Annotated in this window: 18 protein-coding genes and 1 pseudogene; 3 read left to right on the top strand and 16 right to left on the bottom strand. The window is 35.4% G+C overall.

Features of this window, described 5'->3' with window-relative positions; all coding sequences use genetic code 11:
• Positions 1-105 precede the first annotated feature (105 nt).
• The 5 genes from FCJ93_RS21700 to FCJ93_RS21720 all read right to left on the bottom strand — a co-directional run bounded on the left by FCJ93_RS21700 (position 106) and on the right by FCJ93_RS21720 (position 5,638).
• Complete coding sequence (locus tag FCJ93_RS21700; RefSeq protein ID WP_170211381.1) at positions 106-1,851, bottom strand: methyl-accepting chemotaxis protein; 1,746 nt, start codon at positions 1,849-1,851, stop codon at positions 106-108.
• 384 nt (positions 1,852-2,235) lie between these two features.
• The gene (locus tag FCJ93_RS21705; protein ID WP_170211382.1) at positions 2,236-2,928 is read right to left on the bottom strand and encodes an ABC transporter permease; all 693 of its coding nucleotides are present in this window, start codon (positions 2,926-2,928) and stop codon (positions 2,236-2,238) included.
• On the bottom strand, positions 2,921-3,844 hold the full coding sequence (locus FCJ93_RS21710) for an ABC transporter ATP-binding protein (protein ID WP_137744712.1): 924 nt from the start codon (positions 3,842-3,844) through the stop codon (positions 2,921-2,923). Before FCJ93_RS21710 ends, FCJ93_RS21705 begins: the two co-directional genes overlap by 8 nt.
• A 158-nt stretch (positions 3,845-4,002) precedes the next feature.
• Positions 4,003-4,938, bottom strand: coding sequence for a sensor histidine kinase (locus tag FCJ93_RS21715; RefSeq protein WP_137744713.1), 936 nt, complete (start codon positions 4,936-4,938; stop codon positions 4,003-4,005).
• 1 nt (position 4,939) lies between these two features.
• The gene (locus FCJ93_RS21720; protein WP_095312942.1) at positions 4,940-5,638 is read right to left on the bottom strand and encodes a response regulator transcription factor; all 699 of its coding nucleotides are present in this window, start codon (positions 5,636-5,638) and stop codon (positions 4,940-4,942) included.
• An 841-nt stretch (positions 5,639-6,479) separates the two neighbouring features.
• Here FCJ93_RS21720 and FCJ93_RS21725 point away from each other — a divergent pair.
• Together FCJ93_RS21725 and FCJ93_RS21730 are read left to right on the top strand one after the other, a co-directional pair.
• Entirely contained in the window at positions 6,480-7,046 is a 567-nt protein-coding gene (locus FCJ93_RS21725; RefSeq protein ID WP_137744714.1) for a TetR/AcrR family transcriptional regulator, read from the top strand.
• Between the two features lie 142 nt (positions 7,047-7,188).
• A complete protein-coding gene (locus FCJ93_RS21730) occupies positions 7,189-7,614 on the top strand; it encodes a YvaD family protein (protein ID WP_137744715.1) in 426 nt (141 codons plus the stop codon).
• Positions 7,615-8,052: 438 nt separating this feature from the next.
• Here the strand turns inward: FCJ93_RS21730 and FCJ93_RS21740 are convergent, their stop codons facing one another.
• Both FCJ93_RS21740 and FCJ93_RS21745 read right to left on the bottom strand, forming a co-directional pair.
• Positions 8,053-8,787: a DUF6060 domain-containing protein gene (locus FCJ93_RS21740; protein ID WP_137744716.1), complete on the bottom strand. Its 735-nt coding sequence runs from the start codon at positions 8,785-8,787 to the stop codon at positions 8,053-8,055.
• A 162-nt stretch (positions 8,788-8,949) separates the two neighbouring features.
• A complete protein-coding gene (locus tag FCJ93_RS21745; RefSeq protein ID WP_137744717.1) occupies positions 8,950-9,402 on the bottom strand; it encodes a hypothetical protein in 453 nt (150 codons plus the stop codon).
• Between the two features lie 298 nt (positions 9,403-9,700).
• On the opposite strand from FCJ93_RS21745, the pseudogene FCJ93_RS21750 reads away from it, so the two are divergent.
• A pseudogene (locus tag FCJ93_RS21750) lies at positions 9,701-9,832 on the top strand (DUF4372 domain-containing protein); the annotation flags it as partial.
• Positions 9,833-10,228: 396 nt separating this feature from the next.
• Here FCJ93_RS21750 and cydS read toward each other — a convergent pair.
• The 9 genes from cydS to FCJ93_RS21785 form a co-directional block, all read right to left on the bottom strand.
• Positions 10,229-10,336 carry a cytochrome bd oxidase small subunit CydS gene (gene cydS / locus FCJ93_RS26000; protein WP_377982158.1) on the bottom strand — a complete coding sequence of 36 codons (108 nt, stop codon included), beginning with the start codon at positions 10,334-10,336 and terminating at the stop codon, positions 10,229-10,231.
• Positions 10,337-10,348: 12 nt separating this feature from the next.
• Positions 10,349-11,374 carry a cytochrome d ubiquinol oxidase subunit II gene (locus tag FCJ93_RS21755; RefSeq protein WP_137744722.1) on the bottom strand — a complete coding sequence of 342 codons (1,026 nt, stop codon included), beginning with the start codon at positions 11,372-11,374 and terminating at the stop codon, positions 10,349-10,351.
• A gap of 2 nt (positions 11,375-11,376) precedes the next feature.
• The gene (locus tag FCJ93_RS21760; protein WP_137744718.1) at positions 11,377-12,717 is read right to left on the bottom strand and encodes a cytochrome ubiquinol oxidase subunit I; all 1,341 of its coding nucleotides are present in this window, start codon (positions 12,715-12,717) and stop codon (positions 11,377-11,379) included.
• A gap of 13 nt (positions 12,718-12,730) precedes the next feature.
• Positions 12,731-12,871, bottom strand: a complete 141-nt coding sequence (locus tag FCJ93_RS25135; RefSeq protein ID WP_170211380.1) for a hypothetical protein — start codon at positions 12,869-12,871, stop codon at positions 12,731-12,733.
• Between the two features lie 287 nt (positions 12,872-13,158).
• The gene (locus FCJ93_RS21765; protein ID WP_137744719.1) at positions 13,159-13,863 is read right to left on the bottom strand and encodes a ferredoxin--NADP reductase; all 705 of its coding nucleotides are present in this window, start codon (positions 13,861-13,863) and stop codon (positions 13,159-13,161) included.
• A 207-nt stretch (positions 13,864-14,070) separates the two neighbouring features.
• On the bottom strand, positions 14,071-14,823 hold the full coding sequence (locus tag FCJ93_RS21770; RefSeq protein WP_095312952.1) for an iron ABC transporter ATP-binding protein: 753 nt from the start codon (positions 14,821-14,823) through the stop codon (positions 14,071-14,073).
• Complete coding sequence (locus FCJ93_RS21775; RefSeq protein ID WP_095312954.1) at positions 14,820-15,881, bottom strand: iron chelate uptake ABC transporter family permease subunit; 1,062 nt, start codon at positions 15,879-15,881, stop codon at positions 14,820-14,822. Before FCJ93_RS21775 ends, FCJ93_RS21770 begins: the two co-directional genes overlap by 4 nt.
• Entirely contained in the window at positions 15,878-16,894 is a 1,017-nt protein-coding gene (locus tag FCJ93_RS21780; protein WP_095312956.1) for an ABC transporter permease, read from the bottom strand. The genes FCJ93_RS21775 and FCJ93_RS21780 overlap by 4 nt, the downstream gene beginning before the upstream one ends.
• Before the next feature lie 19 nt (positions 16,895-16,913).
• Positions 16,914-17,942 (bottom strand): siderophore ABC transporter substrate-binding protein, encoded by a 1,029-nt coding sequence (locus FCJ93_RS21785; protein WP_095312958.1) that lies wholly within the window; start codon positions 17,940-17,942, stop codon positions 16,914-16,916.
• Positions 17,943-18,888: the final 946 nt, after the last annotated feature.

Below are 18,888 nucleotides of genomic sequence, written 5' to 3' on the forward strand. Positions count from 1 at the left end.
CACTGTTTGTTAAAAGGGTTCAATGTCAAATGTTAACCGTGAATACCGAGAATCATTCCTCTCGGTATTCACGGTTATTTGTTACATCCTTAACCCTATTTATTATTATTTCTCAACCTTTTTAAAGCTGTTAACTTGATTGTCTAAATCCATTACGATTTCACGATTTTTCGCAACCTCATCGGAAATAACGGAAATAGAGCTTAATAAATTCGCTGTATTCTCATTAGATAGAATCATTGCTTCTGTACTTTCCTCAACAGCAGCTGTAATTCCTTGGATGCCATAAGCCATATCTGTAGATATCTTTCTTAAATCTCCTGAGGCTTTTGTTAAACGAACGAGCATTTCGTTGATCGTATCCACATCCACCTTATATGTTTTTGCCTGCTCCACAAAAACGTCATAATCGTCCAACACTTTCTTCGTTATGTAAGACATAATCTTATTAGCATTTTGAACAAGATCAGCTACTGAGGTTGTAACCAATGCACTCGTATTTTGGATGTCTGTTGCAGATTTCTTTGTACTCTCTGATAATTTCCGCACCTCTTCTGCTACTACTGCAAAGCCTTTTCCGGCCTCTCCTGCTTTTGATGCTTCAATAGATGCATTAAGCGCTAATAAATCGGTTTGTGATGAAATCGTTAAAATATCTGCAGTAAGCTGCTTAATTCTCTCTACAGACTGGCTATTCTTGATCGCCGTATCCATTGCCTGCTTAATCTCCTCTACAACCGATGCCATCTCTAATTTACTCTGATTGGACTGGGCGAGAATCTCATCAGCACGCTCGACGATCTCAACAACCTGATTGGAGTTTGACTCTGCATGATCGGCTAGAACATTTGCTTCTGACAGAACTTCTTGTGCTCCAGCATCTATGTTCTGTATCATACTACTCACTTCTTCCATCCCTGCCGACAGCTCATTTAAGCTGGCAGAAATATTAGAGGTGGCGTCCTGACTTTGCCCTATCTGCACACTAATATTTTTCGTGGACTTATTAATTTCGTTGGAACTCGTTTTGATTGCAATGATTACATTTTGTAAAGTCTCTAAGAAACGATTTATGCCTGTTATAATTTGACCCACTTCATCTTCCGATCTGCTTTCTAATCGAACCGTCAGATCCCCTTCATTGTTCTCCAGTTTTGCGATGATATTCCTCAGATTTGTGTGAGCATTTTTCAGAGGAGTAATGATCGTTTTCAAAGAAAACCAAAAAGTAACAGCAACTGTGATAATAAAGATTGCCGCCATTGACCACACAATAACAGTCGATCGACTTATTCTTGAATGAATCAAAGAGTTTTCATGGTCGATACGTTCATTTAGAATTGTCTGAAAATGATCTCCCGACTCTCCCATAGCAGCAGACAATGTTTCTAAAGCATTATAGCTTCCATTAGCTGCTGCCACATCATCCTTTTGAATATGTTCAGCCATCGTCCCAGCCTGTTGGAGGAAACCTTCCATGTCCTCCATGTATGGTTTATAGGCATCATGAAGTATACTGTTCATTGCTTTTTCCGAGAGTTCATTCGTTATGCTTTCAATCTCATTTAGGCTGATATTTGCCTGTTCCGTATGAGTTAAAATCGCTTCTGATATTTCTCCTTTGTCTTTTTCATTCCCTAAAATATAGGTTTGTACAGACAAATCAATCTGACCCATTTCTTTTGCCAATTTAACCTGCTCTTTTTCCAGTTTGAGAAAAGACTCTACCATGATATCCGCAGATAGTTTTACTTGTGTGTTTGTTACTCCACTTAATATCGTATTTAATGCAATAAGAACTGTTAAAAATATTAGGATAAACAATATACGATATGCAATCGATTTTCTCACAATCTCCAACCTCTTTCTACGATAGTTGATTAAATCAAAATCCATATATATTATAAAGACAGTACGCTCGCTGCGTCCCGTTAATTACATCATCCTGTTTTCAGTGATATTCCCCAACAACAGCAACCGCTTACATCAGACGACAAATTTTTTAGCCTTTTCTTTCCAGTTGCTATATTTAAATTGTAGTCTAGCATAATTTCCCTTTCATTTTGGAATTTGTTCATGAACGGTCGTTATTTTTTCATGAACGGTAAATTACACGGTGACATAAGAGCATTTTTAAGTTAGCTGGGCTAAAACTTCCTACTTTTTATCAAATTTCACTTATAAATAATACCCCCTCTAATTTCAGAGGGGGTATTATCCTTGGCACCATTTTATTTAATTGACGTCAACTTTTTCTATATTTTTAAAAGACATATAAGCGACCATGAATCCAATCGCTGCGAGAGTGACAGGAATTATGATCACATTAAATAATGAGAATCCATTAATGTCAGATCCAACTACACCAACTAATAAAACCGCAGTTACAATGGTTGTCGATACAGACTTTTTTATCATTCCAAAATAAAGGGGAATTAATCCTAGCCCTGCAGAAAATAATGCAGTAAACAATACTTTTACCGCCTGCTCCGCAATAATCCTCATCGTGATTGTATCTATGATAAAATGAGCGAATGAATTTATTCCGTAAAAGGCAGCACTAACAATAAAATTAGATATCACAATCGCTATAAATGTGAAGCTTGAAATTAAGATAAGCTTTGCCAACATAATCGTATGTCTCTTTATAGGATACATAAACAAGAGGTGCATCGTTTTATTTTTATATTCGTCAATGATCAACCTTGCAATGAGAACCCCGGAAAACACAATAAACGTTCCCCTTACCATCGTGTCGATCGCTATCAACATCATTTTATAATCTATAAAGTAAGAATCTCCTTCGATACTATCTATAATAGGTAATATACAGGCCAATACGATCATCATGATGTTTGCAATAAACGCAGCTTTGACATATCCAAACATTTTATGTTTTTTTATTTCCAAACGAATTAATTTAAGCAATTTTTCCGCCCCCATTTATTAAAGTTAAAAAGTAATCTTCTAAAGAATGATTTTTAACATTGATCGAATGAATGGAAACGTCCTGCAAAATCAATGATTTTGCAACTTCATGTTGCGATATATCTGTTTCATATATTCTAATCATCGATGGATCGACAATTTTGTAGTTTGAAATATTCAAGGAATTCTCAAGAACGAGAGCAGCCTTTTTACTATCATTTGTACAAATTTCAATATAATTCGTATTTTTGTTTCTAATGCTTTCCATCGATACTTCTTCAACTAAACGCCCTTCACTAATAACCCCAACCGTATCTGCCATCAATTCTATTTCTCCAAGAATATGACTTGATATCAGCAGCGTGATCCCGTACTCCTTTGAAAGCAATTGGAATAAATTCCTCAACTCCTTGATTCCCACTGGATCAAGCCCGTTTATAGGCTCATCCAGTATAAGCAATTCAGGCTTAGTAATAATGGCTCTAGCAATCCCCAACCTTTGTTTCATTCCGAGAGAAAAATCTTTTACTGCCTTATCGTCAACATTATGCAAATTTACTAAATCTAACGCCTCATCAATGGCTTTTTTATCATAATAGCCCATATACTCGCAGTGTAAATCTAGATTTTCTTTTGCGGTAAGTTTATCGTAAAAGACAGGATACTCAATAATACAACCAATTCGTTTCAACAACTCATAGGACTGATTTGTTACTCGCTGACCAAACATATTAATTTCGCCACTCGTGGGTTTTATTAAATTCATCAACATTCTCATAACTGTCGTTTTTCCTGCTCCATTTGGGCCAAGAAACCCATAAATTTCGCCTTTTTTCACCCTCATATTGACATTTGAGATGACTTCCTTCCCTTGAAATGTTTTGGTTAAGTGATGGGTCTGTAAAATGTATGTCATCAAAAAAACTCCTCTCTATTTCTTCTCTTCATCATACCGAGGAGAACTTTCATTTTTATTAATCAATTCTTACGCATTTCTTAAGAATTTAAACTTTTTGATCAAACAGCTTCATCTCTTGTAAAACGAATAAGCAAAAATCAATACAAAAATTGAAGTTAGTATTTAGCCCGTCTAAGTTTAATCGTGAATATGGTTTTTTCAAATGGAATACTGGAGAGCGTTATTTCGCCTCCCATTTCTTCTACTAATCTTTTGGTAATAGTCAGCCCTAATCCGCTTCCTTGATACTGTTTATTTCGAGAGTCTTCAAGTGTATACAATCTTTCAAATACTTGGTCTTTATGACTTGCTTGAATGCCTTTTCCTTGATCCCAGACGTCAATAAAAATAGACTCCTCATCATCTCGAACTTCAATGCCAATGATGTTTCCATCACTTCCATATCGAATGGCATTTGAAATTAGATTTTGTAGGATTCTGTTCATGGCTACTTCATTAGCAAAAATGTATAGAGGTTGTTCAGGTATAGAAACATCTACTTGAAACCCTTTTGCTGTTAAAATATTATAAAATGATAATATATTATTTCTGCAAAGTTCATTTATATCAAGACGGCTAATAGACAGGTTCCGATCACCAGACTCTAATTTTGCTAAATCAAAAAACTTGTTCATTAACTCTAACACTTCCTGCGATTTACGATAAACTTTTTCAAGCAAAGCTTTTCTTTCAGCTTCGGATAGCTTTGCATCTTCCAGCACCATCTCAATACTGCCTAATACAACAGTCAAAGGCGTCTTTAGATCGTGCGAAATATTTGACAGCATTTTGCGCATCGCTATCTCCGTTTTATTATATTGGGCCACAGTCTTTTGATTATGTTCCAATAAATGATTGATTTCAATCAGCAAAAGCTTCAAATTGGCATCATCCGTTTGTAAAATCAACTTCTCATTGGTTTTTTCTGTAAGGATTTGCTTTAGTTTCTTGTGGATATATTGAAGGTCTGCCTGTTTTTTTCGAGCCATTTTCACCTGTAGGAAAACGATTGTAAGTAAAATAAAAATAATGGAACCTACTATAATATTCATATTAAATTTCTCCAAGCTTATATCCAATGCCCCAAATCGTTTTAATGTACTTCGGATTTGAAGGGTCATCTTCAATCTTTTCCCGCAGCCGCCTCATATGTACATTAATGACATTCTCATCCTTATAATAGTCATCATTCCAGACAGATTGATAGATTTGCTCTTTAGTAAAAACGCGATTTGGTGAACTGATAAACATTTTTAATATCAGAAACTCCTTCGCTGTCAACTTAATTTCCCGACTTTCTTTTTTTACTGAAAAATTTTCTAAGTCTACCGTTAGCTCACCGATGTTCATAATAGCTGTCACATCTTTCTCAACAGCTTTGGAGTAGTTATTGGCACGGCGTATAGCAGCCTTTACTCTTGCTGTCAATTCAATCATCGAAAAAGGCTTCGCAATATAGTCATCAGCACCTAACCCAAGACCTATTGCTTTATCCACCTCACTATCTTTTGCCGACATAATTAAAACAGGAATCACACTTTGCTCCCTTACGAACTGTAAATAATCCATTCCATTCATTTTGGGCAGCATGAGATCTAGCAAAATTAAATCAAAGCCTTCAGCAGAAAAGTATTGAAGAGCAGACTCACCATCAAACGCTTGAACGACCTTGAATCCTTCCTTCCCCAATTGCGTCTTTACCATCTCACTAATTTCTAAATCATCTTCCACCAGCAATATTGAATGTGGCATCATCGATCTCCCCTATCAAAAACCTTAATAAGATTATCATTTCATACTTTTTACTATTTTTGCAATTTTATTTGATGTTGGGTTACTGCCTGTTTACCAATTTATACACTATAGGCACCTTTTCATGTCGCACAATCAAGCGCTAAATCTTCCCAACTCTATGCAAACCTCCCGCAATCCAATCTGATTGCAGCTTGTTAACCGCTTCTTTTTTTCACACAGTGATGAGCCATCCCGTTTAATGCTGCACCCACCCATTGCAAATTCACGGACACTGAACCAAATATTGCGTGCTGCATATCGCTATGGCGCAAAATTCCTTTCCGATGAAAATCAATGTTTTTTATTAGCCCCTGCAATGTTAGCAGAACCGCCGAACTTATGGATCACTTAAATCATCTAAACAGCTTCACAAGTTTTCCTGCACATCAAAAAGAGAAGCTTTCCACAATTTTTCTCAACTCATGAAAAGCTTCCTTTTAAATCCTTAATATTAATGTTTTAGACAAAACCCTTATATATTTGAATTGTAATGCTTTTAGAAGGACTCGATAAATAAGACACTATCAAATGCTGTAAAAATATCTCTTCCACCAAAAACATTAGTGCTCTTGATGAAAGAAATTAAGTTCTTTTATTTTATCGATTTATCCACCGTAGTAATCTCTCAACATTCCTTTTACTTACTTTCCCACCTGTAAAGCGGTCAATTTGCCTAAATGGCATGTTAATAACAATTCAATAAATTTAGCAAATGTTGTTGTGAAAATCTGGATATTATAATATAATGGTACCAATAAAACCTAATTGGTTTCTTTGGTTTCAACAGGAGGGATTTTCATTGCGTAATAGGATTATTAATGAAACGATTAGTTTAATTCAAGAAAAAGGGTTCAGTTTTACTGTGAGTGAGTTGGCAGCAAATTTAGGAACAAGTAAACGAACAATTTATCAACATTTCTCTTCAAAGGATCAAATTGTTGAGGAGGTTATTGAAACATTTATTCATCGCATAAAGCAAAATGAACAAGAGATTGCATTGAATGAGAATTTAAATGTGTTAGCTAAACTAAAACTTATCCTTTGTAGTACCCCTGAAGAGTTCGAGTTTATGAACATTCGCTTATTGTCTGATTTAAAAAAGAACCATTTTCAACAATGGGAAAAATTAGACCATTTCTTAAGAGAGGAATGGTCAACTGTTCTTACTTTAATGAAACAAGGTATTGAACAAGGATTCATCCGAAATATAAATCTAAATATCTTTATTGAGTTATATTTAGGTGCAATTAATCAAATTTATAAATCTCCGATGGCTTTGCAAGACACATTAACTATTAAAGAAAAATTAGAAGCGGTTATGGATATATTGTTGCATGGCATTTCAAAATCAGAGGATGACAACTAACATGCTAAAGGCATACCGACGATGAAAATTATTCAAGCACTGTCTGTCGCCTTGCCATTACATCTCTTACCTGTAGAATAAACATTTGTTTTCAATAAGTGCTTTTTATTCATATTTCAAAAATAAGGGAGAATTTTTATTCATGAAATTTTTAAAACCATTTTTCCTCGTTACAGATATCGGCTTTATCATTTATTGGATTGTTACATATTTCAGTCTTATTCCTAAAGATTGGGCATTTAAGGATTATGATAATCCTATTATTATCGCTTGGAACTGGTCGTTTTTTCCATTAGATATTTTCATTTCAGCAACAGGACTTTATAGCTTGTACTTATATAAGAAAAGCAGCACAAAATGGAGAGCGTATGCCTTAATTTCATTAGTGTTAACCTTTTGCTCAGGTTTACAGGCTATTGCTTTTTGGGGATTCAGTTTAGATTTCGATATAAGTTGGTGGGCAATGAATTTGTATTTAATGATCTATCCATTGTTTTTTATTCCATTTTTTATTAATCATGACACATCAGGCTTTGAAGAGTTGCCTCGTAAAGTAAATACAGTGTGATGGTTGATGAAATTGTAACATCAATTAACTGAAAGAGTTCTAGGGGGACAATAATACTCAATGGTTAAAGTAACTAAGTCATAGTCAATACACCCCAACATGCTTCAAAAGTTTGGTGAATCAACGTTTTGGACGTTGTTGATTGTAATAACTTTAACGATGATTTACCGTTTTTACAGGATTGAACTAGTCAGTTCTTTTAAAGTCCTTCAATTAATCCCATAATGGCTAATCCGGTTAAGGATTTACTTATCGATCCAATCGTAAAGGGAGTTTCAGTTGTTACTATTTCTTTTTATTCCCCTGTTAACTCTAAGACTATTTTTCGAACAATCCCTCTGTTTTTATATTAGCAACTTACTCTTCCTAACAACAGCTTAAAAACACCTTGATAAATCATAATTCGATTAATTAAGGTGTTTTTAGTAACTTTAAGTATTAATAATGTACGAAATAATAATACCCATCTGCTTCACCCGAGGCTGTTTTTTTAACTGAGTATCCAATACCAGTTTTAGAGATTCCAAGATATCCATCCCAATTAGAATATTTCTTTAGAGTTCCTCTTACTCTCTTATAATAAGGTTTAAAACCGATATATCCTCTATCACCTTTTACAAGGGAAAAAGAATAAACACTAGAATCAGAAGCACTATTAGTCCAAGTAAATCCTGCGTTTGCTTTAATTGCACTAATTTCTAATGGTGCAGAAACGTTATAGGATGCGCTAACTGTTACAGAAACATTCTTATCAATTCTACAAGTAGGTGTCGTACATCCTATGTCTGCTGTTACCTTTATGGTTGATCCAACATATGTGGGCATTGTTTCAAATCGTTCAAAAATCCAATATTCTCTGTAGTCAGCCATAATCCTGATATCTGAGTCAGTATTAAATTCGTTATAAAGCTTTTCAGTCTCATCAATAGCTTTCACATCTTTAGTTTCAACTTCATATTCCTCGATTGACACGGGAACTAGTTTCCCATCAACCTTTTTAAGTGGAGTTACATATTTACCTAACTCCGAATCATAAATTGCATTGTCTTTGCTGATAACTTGAGTATTATCTTTTATTTTTTCGATTTCATTTGCAGATGCTGAACTAACAAAAAGAGAAAATAGAAGACAAGCACTCAAAAAAACTACCACAAATTTAGACTTCTTTACCAAATTTCTTCCTCCTTCACTATAATATATCCAAATTTTACAACAATTAACAAAAATAGTAAAGCAAATTATCTAATTTTGTCAAAAATTAGATAATTATGTCATGGGATTAATCTCTTTATTTATTCTTTTTAGAATAATCAGAAATAAAAAATGATACTTTAGTCACTGTAGAGATTCAACATGATAATATATTCCAGTTTTTTGGTCTATTATTGGAGAAATACCTTCAGGTATATCTTTCGAATCCGCCATGCCTACATAAATTTTGTATTGATTTCCAGTTTTCGTATTTAAGATCCAATTTACATCAAAATTATGATTATTACCTTGAATTACTACATCTTGCTCTGAGTCGTACCAAGAGTATTTATCGTTCTTTTTATAAATGCTTGAAACTCCAACACCTAATCCATCCTCTAAATTTTTTTTATAAAACACAAAGATTTCACCATTCTCTAAAATTTCCCCCAATATATCTTCTTTTTTTAGTCCCTCTGCCTTTATACCTTGCCTTATCGCCTCTTCTTTATCGGTAAAAAATTCAAGGGTGCTACTACCAAATGCAGAACAACTTACCAGAAACATGACGGTAATAATTACAAACATTTTTTTCATCCATTCTTCCCCCAATAAATAAAAGATATAAATATATTACATCAGTTTACAATTTCTAACAATCGTAATTAATGCTTAATAATTTAAAGTTGGACACAGATACTAGCATATACTTCCATCCTCTTAATTGAGGGGTTATTTTTTTTACAAAAAGTCACTAGTGTTGCATTAATTTAATTTCTCTATTAAAAATACTTAAAATGTTCAATAATTTCATTTTGTGCAAAGAAAAAATCCTTTATATATAGATAGGTCAGGTGGTAATCCCGTCTAAATCCAATAATAAAGGAGCATACAGATGGATAATATTACACGAAAAACTTCATTTGGATAATGGTTTTCACCAATAAATATGAAATTATTTGATGAACAGGTGAAAACAAAGAAATTAAATTACTATAAGAAAAAGTTAGCGACAGAATCATTTCTAAATAGACCGATGAAGAAAATATTGTGGTGACAATTTATGAGCAATATAACTTTTAATGCTGGGAGCCAAGATAGGTTATGATTAATGTAAAGAATCCGATAACAAATAGTATTCCTTTCCTATCTTTTATTTTTCGGAGCTGTTTATTTTCAGAATAGCAAATCACTAAAATATGCACTTCCAAATAGTCCTAGACATAAAAAAAGCGGAAGGTCCACTAGAAATGAATGATCGCACTTCTAAACCGTCTGCTTTTTATATTTCAACAAGTATTAAGTTAAATATTCCAAAGACACACCCTAAAAAAGCATAAAACACGTTTAAATTATAGTCAGCAAGTTCAAATCACGCACTGCCTTCACAGTGTCCAAAATGCATGCCGCAAAACATCGTTTTTCATTCTTCCTTTCGGATAACCCCATCCTTTTGTACCCACCAGAACGACACCGCTATCCCTGTTCCAATCACTAAAAACGGTGCGACAAAGACTAAAAATGCATCCATCCTATAACCCCCTCAATGCTTATGCTCTGAGTTTCCTCTAACATAATCCTTATTAAATAAAAATAGCTTCAATAATAAATACAGGGAAGGGATGAGTAAGGCTAGACCTGCAATAAATGCAATAATAAGAGCCAAAGCCATAGCCTCATTCGTAAAGCTATCATATATCGTTAGATGTGGGTAAAGTAAGTATGGGTAATGAGATATCCCATAACCATAAAACGCAAATGCAAATTGGCCAATCAGCAAGCTAAAGGCTATACCATAATTTTTCCGTCTCCAGAGCAGCCATACTGTTCCTATGAATAATAAAGCTGAAATTAAAAACATCCACCAAAACGATAAAATCTCCTCATAATGATCCGCATTATGAAATCTTAACTCGTAAATAATTCCTCCTGCTGTAATGATGGTAGGCAATGCCCAAATTAATGCATAACGGCGGAGCAATTCAGTCGCAGGTGTATCATTTGCTTTATCTGCATACCAGGTTAAAAACACAGCAGAAATATACAATACAGCTGATAGGCTCAACACAACAATACTCCATGTAAGCGGACTCATAAATAAGGCCATATAATCAAGAACCGGGTTCCCATTTTCAATAAAAATGAAGCCGCCCTCTGAAATTGTTAAGACAATCGAAAGTGCTGCTGGTAATAATAAACCTGACAAACCATACATGAAAGCATATCCCTTATGTGAACGTGCTCCATATGTCTCAAACGCATAATACGAACCGCGTATCCCCAATAAGATAACAGCAATACTAACAGGTACCAATAAAGTCGTTCCATAATAGTAGGCGGTTTTTGGAAAAAAACCGACAATTCCAACAAAGAAAAAAACTAAAAATACGTTGGTTACCTCCCAAACAGGGGATAAATATCTCTGAATAATTTTCGTAAGAATATGTTGCTTATTGGTAAAGATTCCATATGCATTAAAGAAACCAGCGCCAAAATCAATGGAGGCTACAATAATATAGCCGAATAGAAATGTCCAGAGAACAATAATCCCAATAATTTCTAGGTTCAGATTCATCTATGCACTTCCCCTTTTCTATCCATCAATTCTCTTTCCACTGGATTCATCCGAAACATTCTAACCAAAACAACTACTGAGCCCACACCTAGAATTAAGTAGAGACCACAGAATAAAAGCAACATAAGATTTACATGATTACTCGTAGTAGCTCCTTCTGCTGTACGCATGATTCCGCGGAGAATCCACGGTTGTCTCCCTACTTCTGCTAACCACCAACCCGCTTCGATAGCTATAATTGCTAGTGGTCCGCCCAAAACGATTAACCACCGGTACGGCTTTGACTCAACAATAGACCACCCTTTAGCTTTGCCAATAAGGAATAACAGGGACACCCCTATCATCATCATCCCTATTACAACCATAATATTGAAGAGATAATGGATATACAATGGAGGTATATCTTCCTCAGCAAACTGATCCAAACCTATCACTTCTGCTGTCGGTGATCCATGAGCTAGAATACTCAATGCATACGGAATTTTTATTGCATACTTAATTTCTTCATCTTCATTCATAAATCCGAGTAGAATCAGTTCAGCACTTTCACTCGTTTCAAAATGCCATTCTGCCGCTGCAAGCTTTTCAGGTTGATATTCTGCCAAATATTTTCCAGACAAATCCCCAACAATTAAAGAAGTCAGAGAAAAGATTAATCCAATCTTCATGGTTAAAAGGAGTGCCTTTTTGTGATAAATATGGTTCGAACCTCTTAGCAAACGAAATGCCGCAATAGAAGCAAGTACAAAGGCTGAAGTCATAAAGGCTGTACCCACGACATGGGATACTTTAGTAGGCATCGCTGGATTAAACATCGCCATGATTGGATTGACATTTGCCAGCTCTCCATTTATTAAATCAAATCCTTGCGGGGCATTCATAAATGCATTTACAATAGTAATAAATACGGCAGAAAAGGATGCTCCGATTGCAACAGGAATTAATAGTAATAAATGCTTTCGTTGATTTTCAAACCGATCCCAAGTATACAAATATATGCCTAGAAAAATCGCTTCAAAAAAGAACGCAAACGTCTCCATAAATAATGGTAGAGCGATTACATTTCCCGCCAACTCCATGAAATTCGGCCATAATAAAGAAAGCTGTAATCCAATTGCTGTACCTGTAACCACCCCCACAGCAACCGTTATAATAAACCCTCTTGTCCACCTTCGAGCAAGCAATATATAATGTTCGTCATTTTTCTTTATACCTACCCAGTGGGCAATCATGATCATTAGAGGTACGCCTACCCCTAAGGTTGCATATATAATATGAAATGATAATGTAGTTTCTGTCAGGATCCTACTGTAGTAAACTGCCTCCTCATTAATCAATCCATTCCCTCCTTTATCCGCCTACAACTCTGCCAATAATAGATAAAAGCATAATTGCCGCCACAATAAAGGTTAGCCATACTAGTTTCCTTTCATGTCTTTGATACATGGCATTGCTTTTTCTAGGTTGTGTGTTTTTTTTCATTTGCTTCATCGTCATTCATCCTAACCTTCTATTGTTATAACGATATTATTATGTGCGAATTTCCATATTTTACCCTTCAATAATAAAAAAACACGGATTACTCCTGTTTAAGAGCAATCCGTGTTTTTTCTAGAGGAATGAAATTTTCTATTACTAGTAGATTTGTCGATCATTAGATTAGAAAGCGAGATACAGCAAAGTAATGTAAGTTTCTTATGATATTTAATTAAGTGTACAGCAATCCGTCAATAGAAAACGGCCATATTCTCGTATTCTTAACTTAATCCTCCATTCCATTAAAATGATAAAAACTCTGCCAATTGTTGCTCATGCTTATCGAGTATAATCTGCCCCGCTTTGATCCCCTTCTCACGCAGAACATCAATATTCTGTACGATAAATTCATTACTGCCAACAACATAGTAAAGTCCATCATTGTCTGCAGCAAGATTCTTCACTTCTTCATAGTAGTCGTGACGATTATCGACAAACTGTGATGTAAACTTCTTATCAGGTGCTGATACAAAAACATCTGTAAATAAGAACTCTTTTGCTGAACGGATGTTTAAAGAATGAACACGACTCACGTTGTCTGCTCGTCTAAAATATTCAAGTACAATTGATCTGAAAGTGGCCAGACCTACACCAGATGACAATAAGTAAACATTTTTCCCTTCTCTTTTCAGTGGTACATTTGAATGCGTTTTAAATATGGCAACTTCATCTCCGACTTTAAGATTCTTTAATATCGTTTTAAACTCAGAGCATTGCTCTCTAATACGAGTTGTGATGCCAATCGCTTCTTCATAGGGTAAAGTGGAGATTGACATATGGCGAATCAAACTGCGGTTTGGTTTATCTCCAGCATTAAACCCCTCCAGTGCAAAGTGGGTGTGAGAACCTTCTTCCCATGTAAAGTCTTGCGGACAGGCGAGCAGGTACGTTCGAACTTCCGGCGTTTCTTCAATAATCTTATTTATTTTTGTCCAATATACTTTCATTATATATCCTCCCTCCATGATAAATTGCCTTACCATCTAATATAGATATAAAAAATAAATGGATTGAAACTATAGCTCTTAAGAAAATGCACCTAATAGGAAATTGAATATTCCTTCTTCTAAACACCGCAAATAGAATGGCGGTTATAATTTGGGCTAATGATCTATTAGATTTCTTGACTATATGAAATTTTTAAAACGTAGTGACTAATATACAGCTATCGGCCCATACGGACCCTCAATAATTTCTATTTTCGTTTCAAAAATGTCTGTCAAAAGTTTGGGATCCATAATCTCTTCTACTGTTCCAAATGCCGCAATTTGCCCATCTTTCATAGCACAAATTCGATCAGAATATTTAGCTGCAAAATTTATATCATGCATAACAGTCAGAATAGTTCTTCCAAAATCATTCGCAACATGTCTTAAATACTCCATCATTTGAACAGAACGAGCAACATCGAGATTGTTCAGAGGCTCATCCAATAGTATATATTCCGTCTCTTGGCACAAAACCATTGCAACATATGCTCTTTGTCTTTGACCGCCTGATAGCTCATCTAAATATCGATCTTCCAAATCTGTTAAATCTAAAAAATCGATATATTTAGAAATAATTTCTTCGTCTTCTCTCGTCAATCTCCCCTTTGAATATGGAAATCGTCCAAATCCAGCTAGTTGTCTAACCGTAAGCCTCGTTACAAAATGATTTTCTTGTCGCAAAATAGTGACGATTTTCGCTAAATCATTTGATTTTGAAGAAGATACATCCATACTAGAAATCATAATTTGACCTTCATCCATGTTTAAAAGTCTTCCAATCATCAAAAGAGTCGTAGACTTTCCAGCACCATTGGGTCCAATTAAAGAAGTAAACCCAGCCTTTGGTATTTCAATATTTAATGGTCCGATATTTACTTCATCCGTATACATCTTTCTAGCATTATCAATTTTTATCATAGAGACCTCTTCCTTAAAATTACAATTAGAAATAGGATTCCGCCAAACAGTTCAATAAATACGGAAACAGCTTGAAGATTGATTACATGGTACATGAAAAAGTAGGCAACTGTTAAGACAAAGAACCCTATAGCAAGAGCCATTGGAAAAATATATCGATGGTCATAAGTTGGCGCCGCTTGATAACTCAAAATGGCAACTAAAAATCCAAAGAAAGTAAGAGGGCCCACTACAGCCGTTGAAATGGACATCAAAACAGCAACTAATACAAGTGCATAAATAATATTAGATTGGTATTTAACGCCAAAAGTAGTAGAGACATCTTTACCAAGTGACAATATATTTAATTTCTTAGAAAAAACAAAAAGCAATAAGGCAACAGCGGTGACCATCGGAATAACAATTGGAAAATATTCAGCATCCGCATTATTGATAGAACCAATCAATCTTGTCTGCAATAGGTCAAACTCAGATGGCGCAAGAAGTTTTCTCATAAAAGCCGACACCGTATTCAACCCAGTTCCGATAATAATTCCAACTAAGAGCACAAGCTGTAAATTCCCATATTTCCCCGAGAGCAGCCATCCATATAGGAGCAAACTCATTAAAACCATAAGACTAACTTGAAGAAAAAATGGCCCAATCCCACTGAAGCTCACCATTGCACTAGCTCCAAATAAAAACATTGTACTCGTATGAATAGCTGAGTAAAGTGATTCGAAGCCTAAAAGTGAAGGAGTGATAATTCGATTATTCGTAATCGATTGAAACGCAACAGTCGATAAGCTGTGGCAAACTGCTGCAATAAGCATGGCAACCACAGCTCCGATTCTTCTTTCAACAACGGGAATAAAAGAAGGTGAATCGATCGGAACCGGATTGTTATACACTAAAAGTCCGTAGGAAAAAAGAAGACCAAGAGCAATTAATGAAATGAGCAGAAACCAATATCGTTTTTCATCTTTCTTCGTACGAAAAGCTCTAGCAGTTCTACTTTCATTATGAAGGCTAATATCGAGCTTAACATTCTCTTTCTTTCTATACTCCAATGCGTTCATCCTAGCCTCCTTGATTTCCTTTGTCTCATTAAAATCGTAATAAATACGACTGAGCCTACTGTGCCAAGGATTAAAGAGACCGGCACTTCAAAAGGCATAATAATGGTTCGAGAAATGATGTCACAAAGAGTAATCGTCCCCATTCCGCTCACACATACCCAAGGCAGATTACTTTTAAGATCGTCTCCCCTTATCATGGAAATAATATTGGGAACAATTAAACCTAGAAATGGCAAGTTCCCAATTACTGCTGCAACAATACCAACTGCAACTGCAATAAGGCCATTAGCCAAAAGAAGGAGCGTATTATAATTGACTCCAAGACTTGTGGCAACATCTTCCCCCAGACCAGCTAAAGTTAACCTATTCGCATAAATAAAAATAAGAATTGTAACGATGACAATAATCCATAAATACTCATATCTTCCGGCTTGAACAGAGGCAAAAGAACCAACAAACCATCCTTCAATTACTTGTGTCATTTGGAAAAAGAGTCCTACAAAGGTGGAAACAGCAGAAATAACTGCCCCTAGCATCAGACCAATAATCGGAACAATTAAAGAGGAACGTAGTCTAACCCTTCTTAAGAATAAAAAGAAAATCATCGTTCCTACAAAAGAAAAAATGATTGCACCAGTCATTCTAAGTACTAAAGAGGGGCCTGGAACAAATAAATAAATAACAAGGAGTCCCAAACCTGCCCACTCCATCGTACCCGTTGTGGTAGGTTCAACTAAACGGTTCTGTGTAATTAGCTGCATAACGAGTCCTGCCATTGCCATGGCGGCTCCAGTAAGCATAAGTGCAACTGTTCTTGGGACACGAGTGATGAAAAACATTTCCATTCCATCTTCTTGCCCAGCTATATCATAAACTCCAGTAAACAGCGAAATAACACCTAAACCAATGACAATGATAATGGCTAATATAAAGGGTTTTGTCCAAATCTTATTGTGGTTATAAAACCGGGATTGAGAATATCTCTCAATCCCGGTGATGATATTTTTAGGCACTGCGTTAAACTCCTTCACACTACTTAGCTAAAGTATTAGCCATGTTTTCAAATAACTCCATAAAAGTTTGCACTGATTCATTTAAATAAGTATCCATTGGTGCATAAATAATTTGTCCTTCAGTAACAGCCGTTGTGTTTTGAAGAGCAGGTGAATTGTCGATTACATCCTGAGCAGGGACTTTATCTGTTTCACCGGATATTGGAGCATCACGGTCTAATACGAAGATCCAATCAGGATTACTTTGTGCAATCGCCTCAACTGAAATCTCATCACCCTGGTGATCTGTAGTCGTATTCTCAACTTCTAAAGCTGGAATCCATCCAAAAATTTCAAATAACGGACCCCAAACACGTCCAGTGTGCGGAGCTGAAAAGTTTATATTTCCACCTGAAACGATAACACTCATCACTCTATCGCTGCCATTATACGCAGACTTAGCTTTTTCAATCGCCTGCTCAAAACTAGCTATCAATTGTTCAGCCTCTTCATTTTTATCAAAAATTTTCCCCAAATTAATGGTAGTTTCTTTAAATCCATTTACTAAATTTTCTCCAGGCGCACTGGCTTCCTCAGAAACGTCAACATTTAGATCAATAACAGCAGCATTTGGCACTAATTTTTTTATATCTTCATAATATCCGGAAAACCTTTGACCTACGATAACAAGCTCAGGGTCTACAGCCGCTATTATTTCAAGGTTTGGCTCACGGTGATTCCCAATATCTTGAACGTTTTCATCTATTACATACGGTGAATCCGAGGTCATTACCGCTTTTGGTACAGCAGCTAACTCAATATTCCAATCAGCCAACGTTTCAAACGTTCTATTATCCAAAGCTACTACATTCTTGGGATTTACAGGAACCGTAACCGTTCCGTGTGCATCAGTGATTTCAACTGTTGCAGGTTCGACAGATTCCTCTTCTTGCTCACTTGCTTCAGGTTCATTATCCTTTGGTTCACTATTTGCATTATCCGCACTTGAACATGCCGCCAACATCAAAATAAAAATGGCCATAATGACAGTTAATTTAAACTTCCCCATCTCTCTTACCTCTTTCCTTATGTATTATAAATTTTTAAAATTCAGAGCCTATTGAACTGATAAATTGACTATCTATGTTCTTTTTTATGCCCTCATAAAATACTCTTTATCTCTATAAAACACAGGCATATCTACAACATAAAACAAGATAATAATTATCGCTGTCAAGCCAGCTCCAACTTTTTCAAATAATCATTTCAATTATTCCTTTTTGATTGATAATGATTATCATTACTATCACACAACTATTATCTTACTTCTAATTGATAATGATTGTCAATATCATTTATGGGAATATTTATAATAAAGGATATTTTATCTGAAAGCGCCTCCATCTATTTTGCTTATGGTCAATCGTACCTAATCGAAAAGGAGGAATACAAGCGTCTATTTATTTTATTTTCATAGACATTAACTTCCTCGTTAATACAATAAGACAGTTAAGACAATCATACGAATCAACAATGTCCACATCTTGGTTATAGCCATACGGTTCACTACCAGAGGGTAATTTTCCACAAGCTCCACCCGGACATAAAAAAAAGGATCGAAAATATCCCCAAAATAAAAAAAGAAGCCTCTCAAAAGTTCAATGAACTAATGAGAAGCCTCCGTTAAAAACCTCAATGTTAGCAAAATGTTAACTTTTCACTCTTATCTTACATAAAATCCTTATATATCAGGGTTTGGTGACATAATGTCTAGCTGCAACGGCTAGCCCCTCGAGGTCATAAGCCACTCTAGGAATGAAGGCAAAGAGCGCCTTCTTTCCTAGATCGTCATATGCTTGTCGGGGCTGAACAAGCCGTTTCCGCTTTTCGTTATTACATCATGCCGCCCATCTTTGGCGCGTATTTCGCACCGTTTCAGCACCTTTCAAACCCTCTATTTTATTGTATTTCTACTAACCTATATTTCTATTCATTTTCGTGTTTTTTCAAAACTT

The organism is Robertmurraya siralis (assembly GCF_005502275.1).
In the GTDB taxonomy this organism is placed as follows: Bacteria; Bacillota; Bacilli; order Bacillales; family Cytobacillaceae; genus Robertmurraya; species Robertmurraya siralis.

What these genes read in the sequence shown, in the direction of transcription:
- FCJ93_RS21710 (WP_137744712.1), bottom strand. Translation starts at nt 3,844, where the DNA reads ATGACATACATTTTACAGACCCATCACTTAACCAAAACATTTCAAGGG.
- FCJ93_RS21715 (WP_137744713.1), bottom strand. Translation starts at nt 4,938, where the DNA reads ATGAATATTATAGTAGGTTCCATTATTTTTATTTTACTTACAATCGTT.
- FCJ93_RS21720 (WP_095312942.1), bottom strand. Translation starts at nt 5,638, where the DNA reads ATGCCACATTCAATATTGCTGGTGGAAGATGATTTAGAAATTAGTGAG.
- FCJ93_RS21730 (WP_137744715.1), top strand. Translation starts at nt 7,189, where the DNA reads ATGAAATTTTTAAAACCATTTTTCCTCGTTACAGATATCGGCTTTATC.
- FCJ93_RS21745 (WP_137744717.1), bottom strand. Translation starts at nt 9,402, where the DNA reads ATGAAAAAAATGTTTGTAATTATTACCGTCATGTTTCTGGTAAGTTGT.
- cydS (WP_377982158.1), bottom strand. Translation starts at nt 10,336, where the DNA reads ATGGATGCATTTTTAGTCTTTGTCGCACCGTTTTTAGTGATTGGAACA.
- FCJ93_RS25135 (WP_170211380.1), bottom strand. Translation starts at nt 12,871, where the DNA reads ATGAAGCAAATGAAAAAAAACACACAACCTAGAAAAAGCAATGCCATG.
- FCJ93_RS21765 (WP_137744719.1), bottom strand. Translation starts at nt 13,863, where the DNA reads ATGAAAGTATATTGGACAAAAATAAATAAGATTATTGAAGAAACGCCG.
- FCJ93_RS21770 (WP_095312952.1), bottom strand. Translation starts at nt 14,823, where the DNA reads ATGATAAAAATTGATAATGCTAGAAAGATGTATACGGATGAAGTAAAT.
- FCJ93_RS21775 (WP_095312954.1), bottom strand. Translation starts at nt 15,881, where the DNA reads ATGAACGCATTGGAGTATAGAAAGAAAGAGAATGTTAAGCTCGATATT.
- FCJ93_RS21785 (WP_095312958.1), bottom strand. Translation starts at nt 17,942, where the DNA reads ATGGGGAAGTTTAAATTAACTGTCATTATGGCCATTTTTATTTTGATG.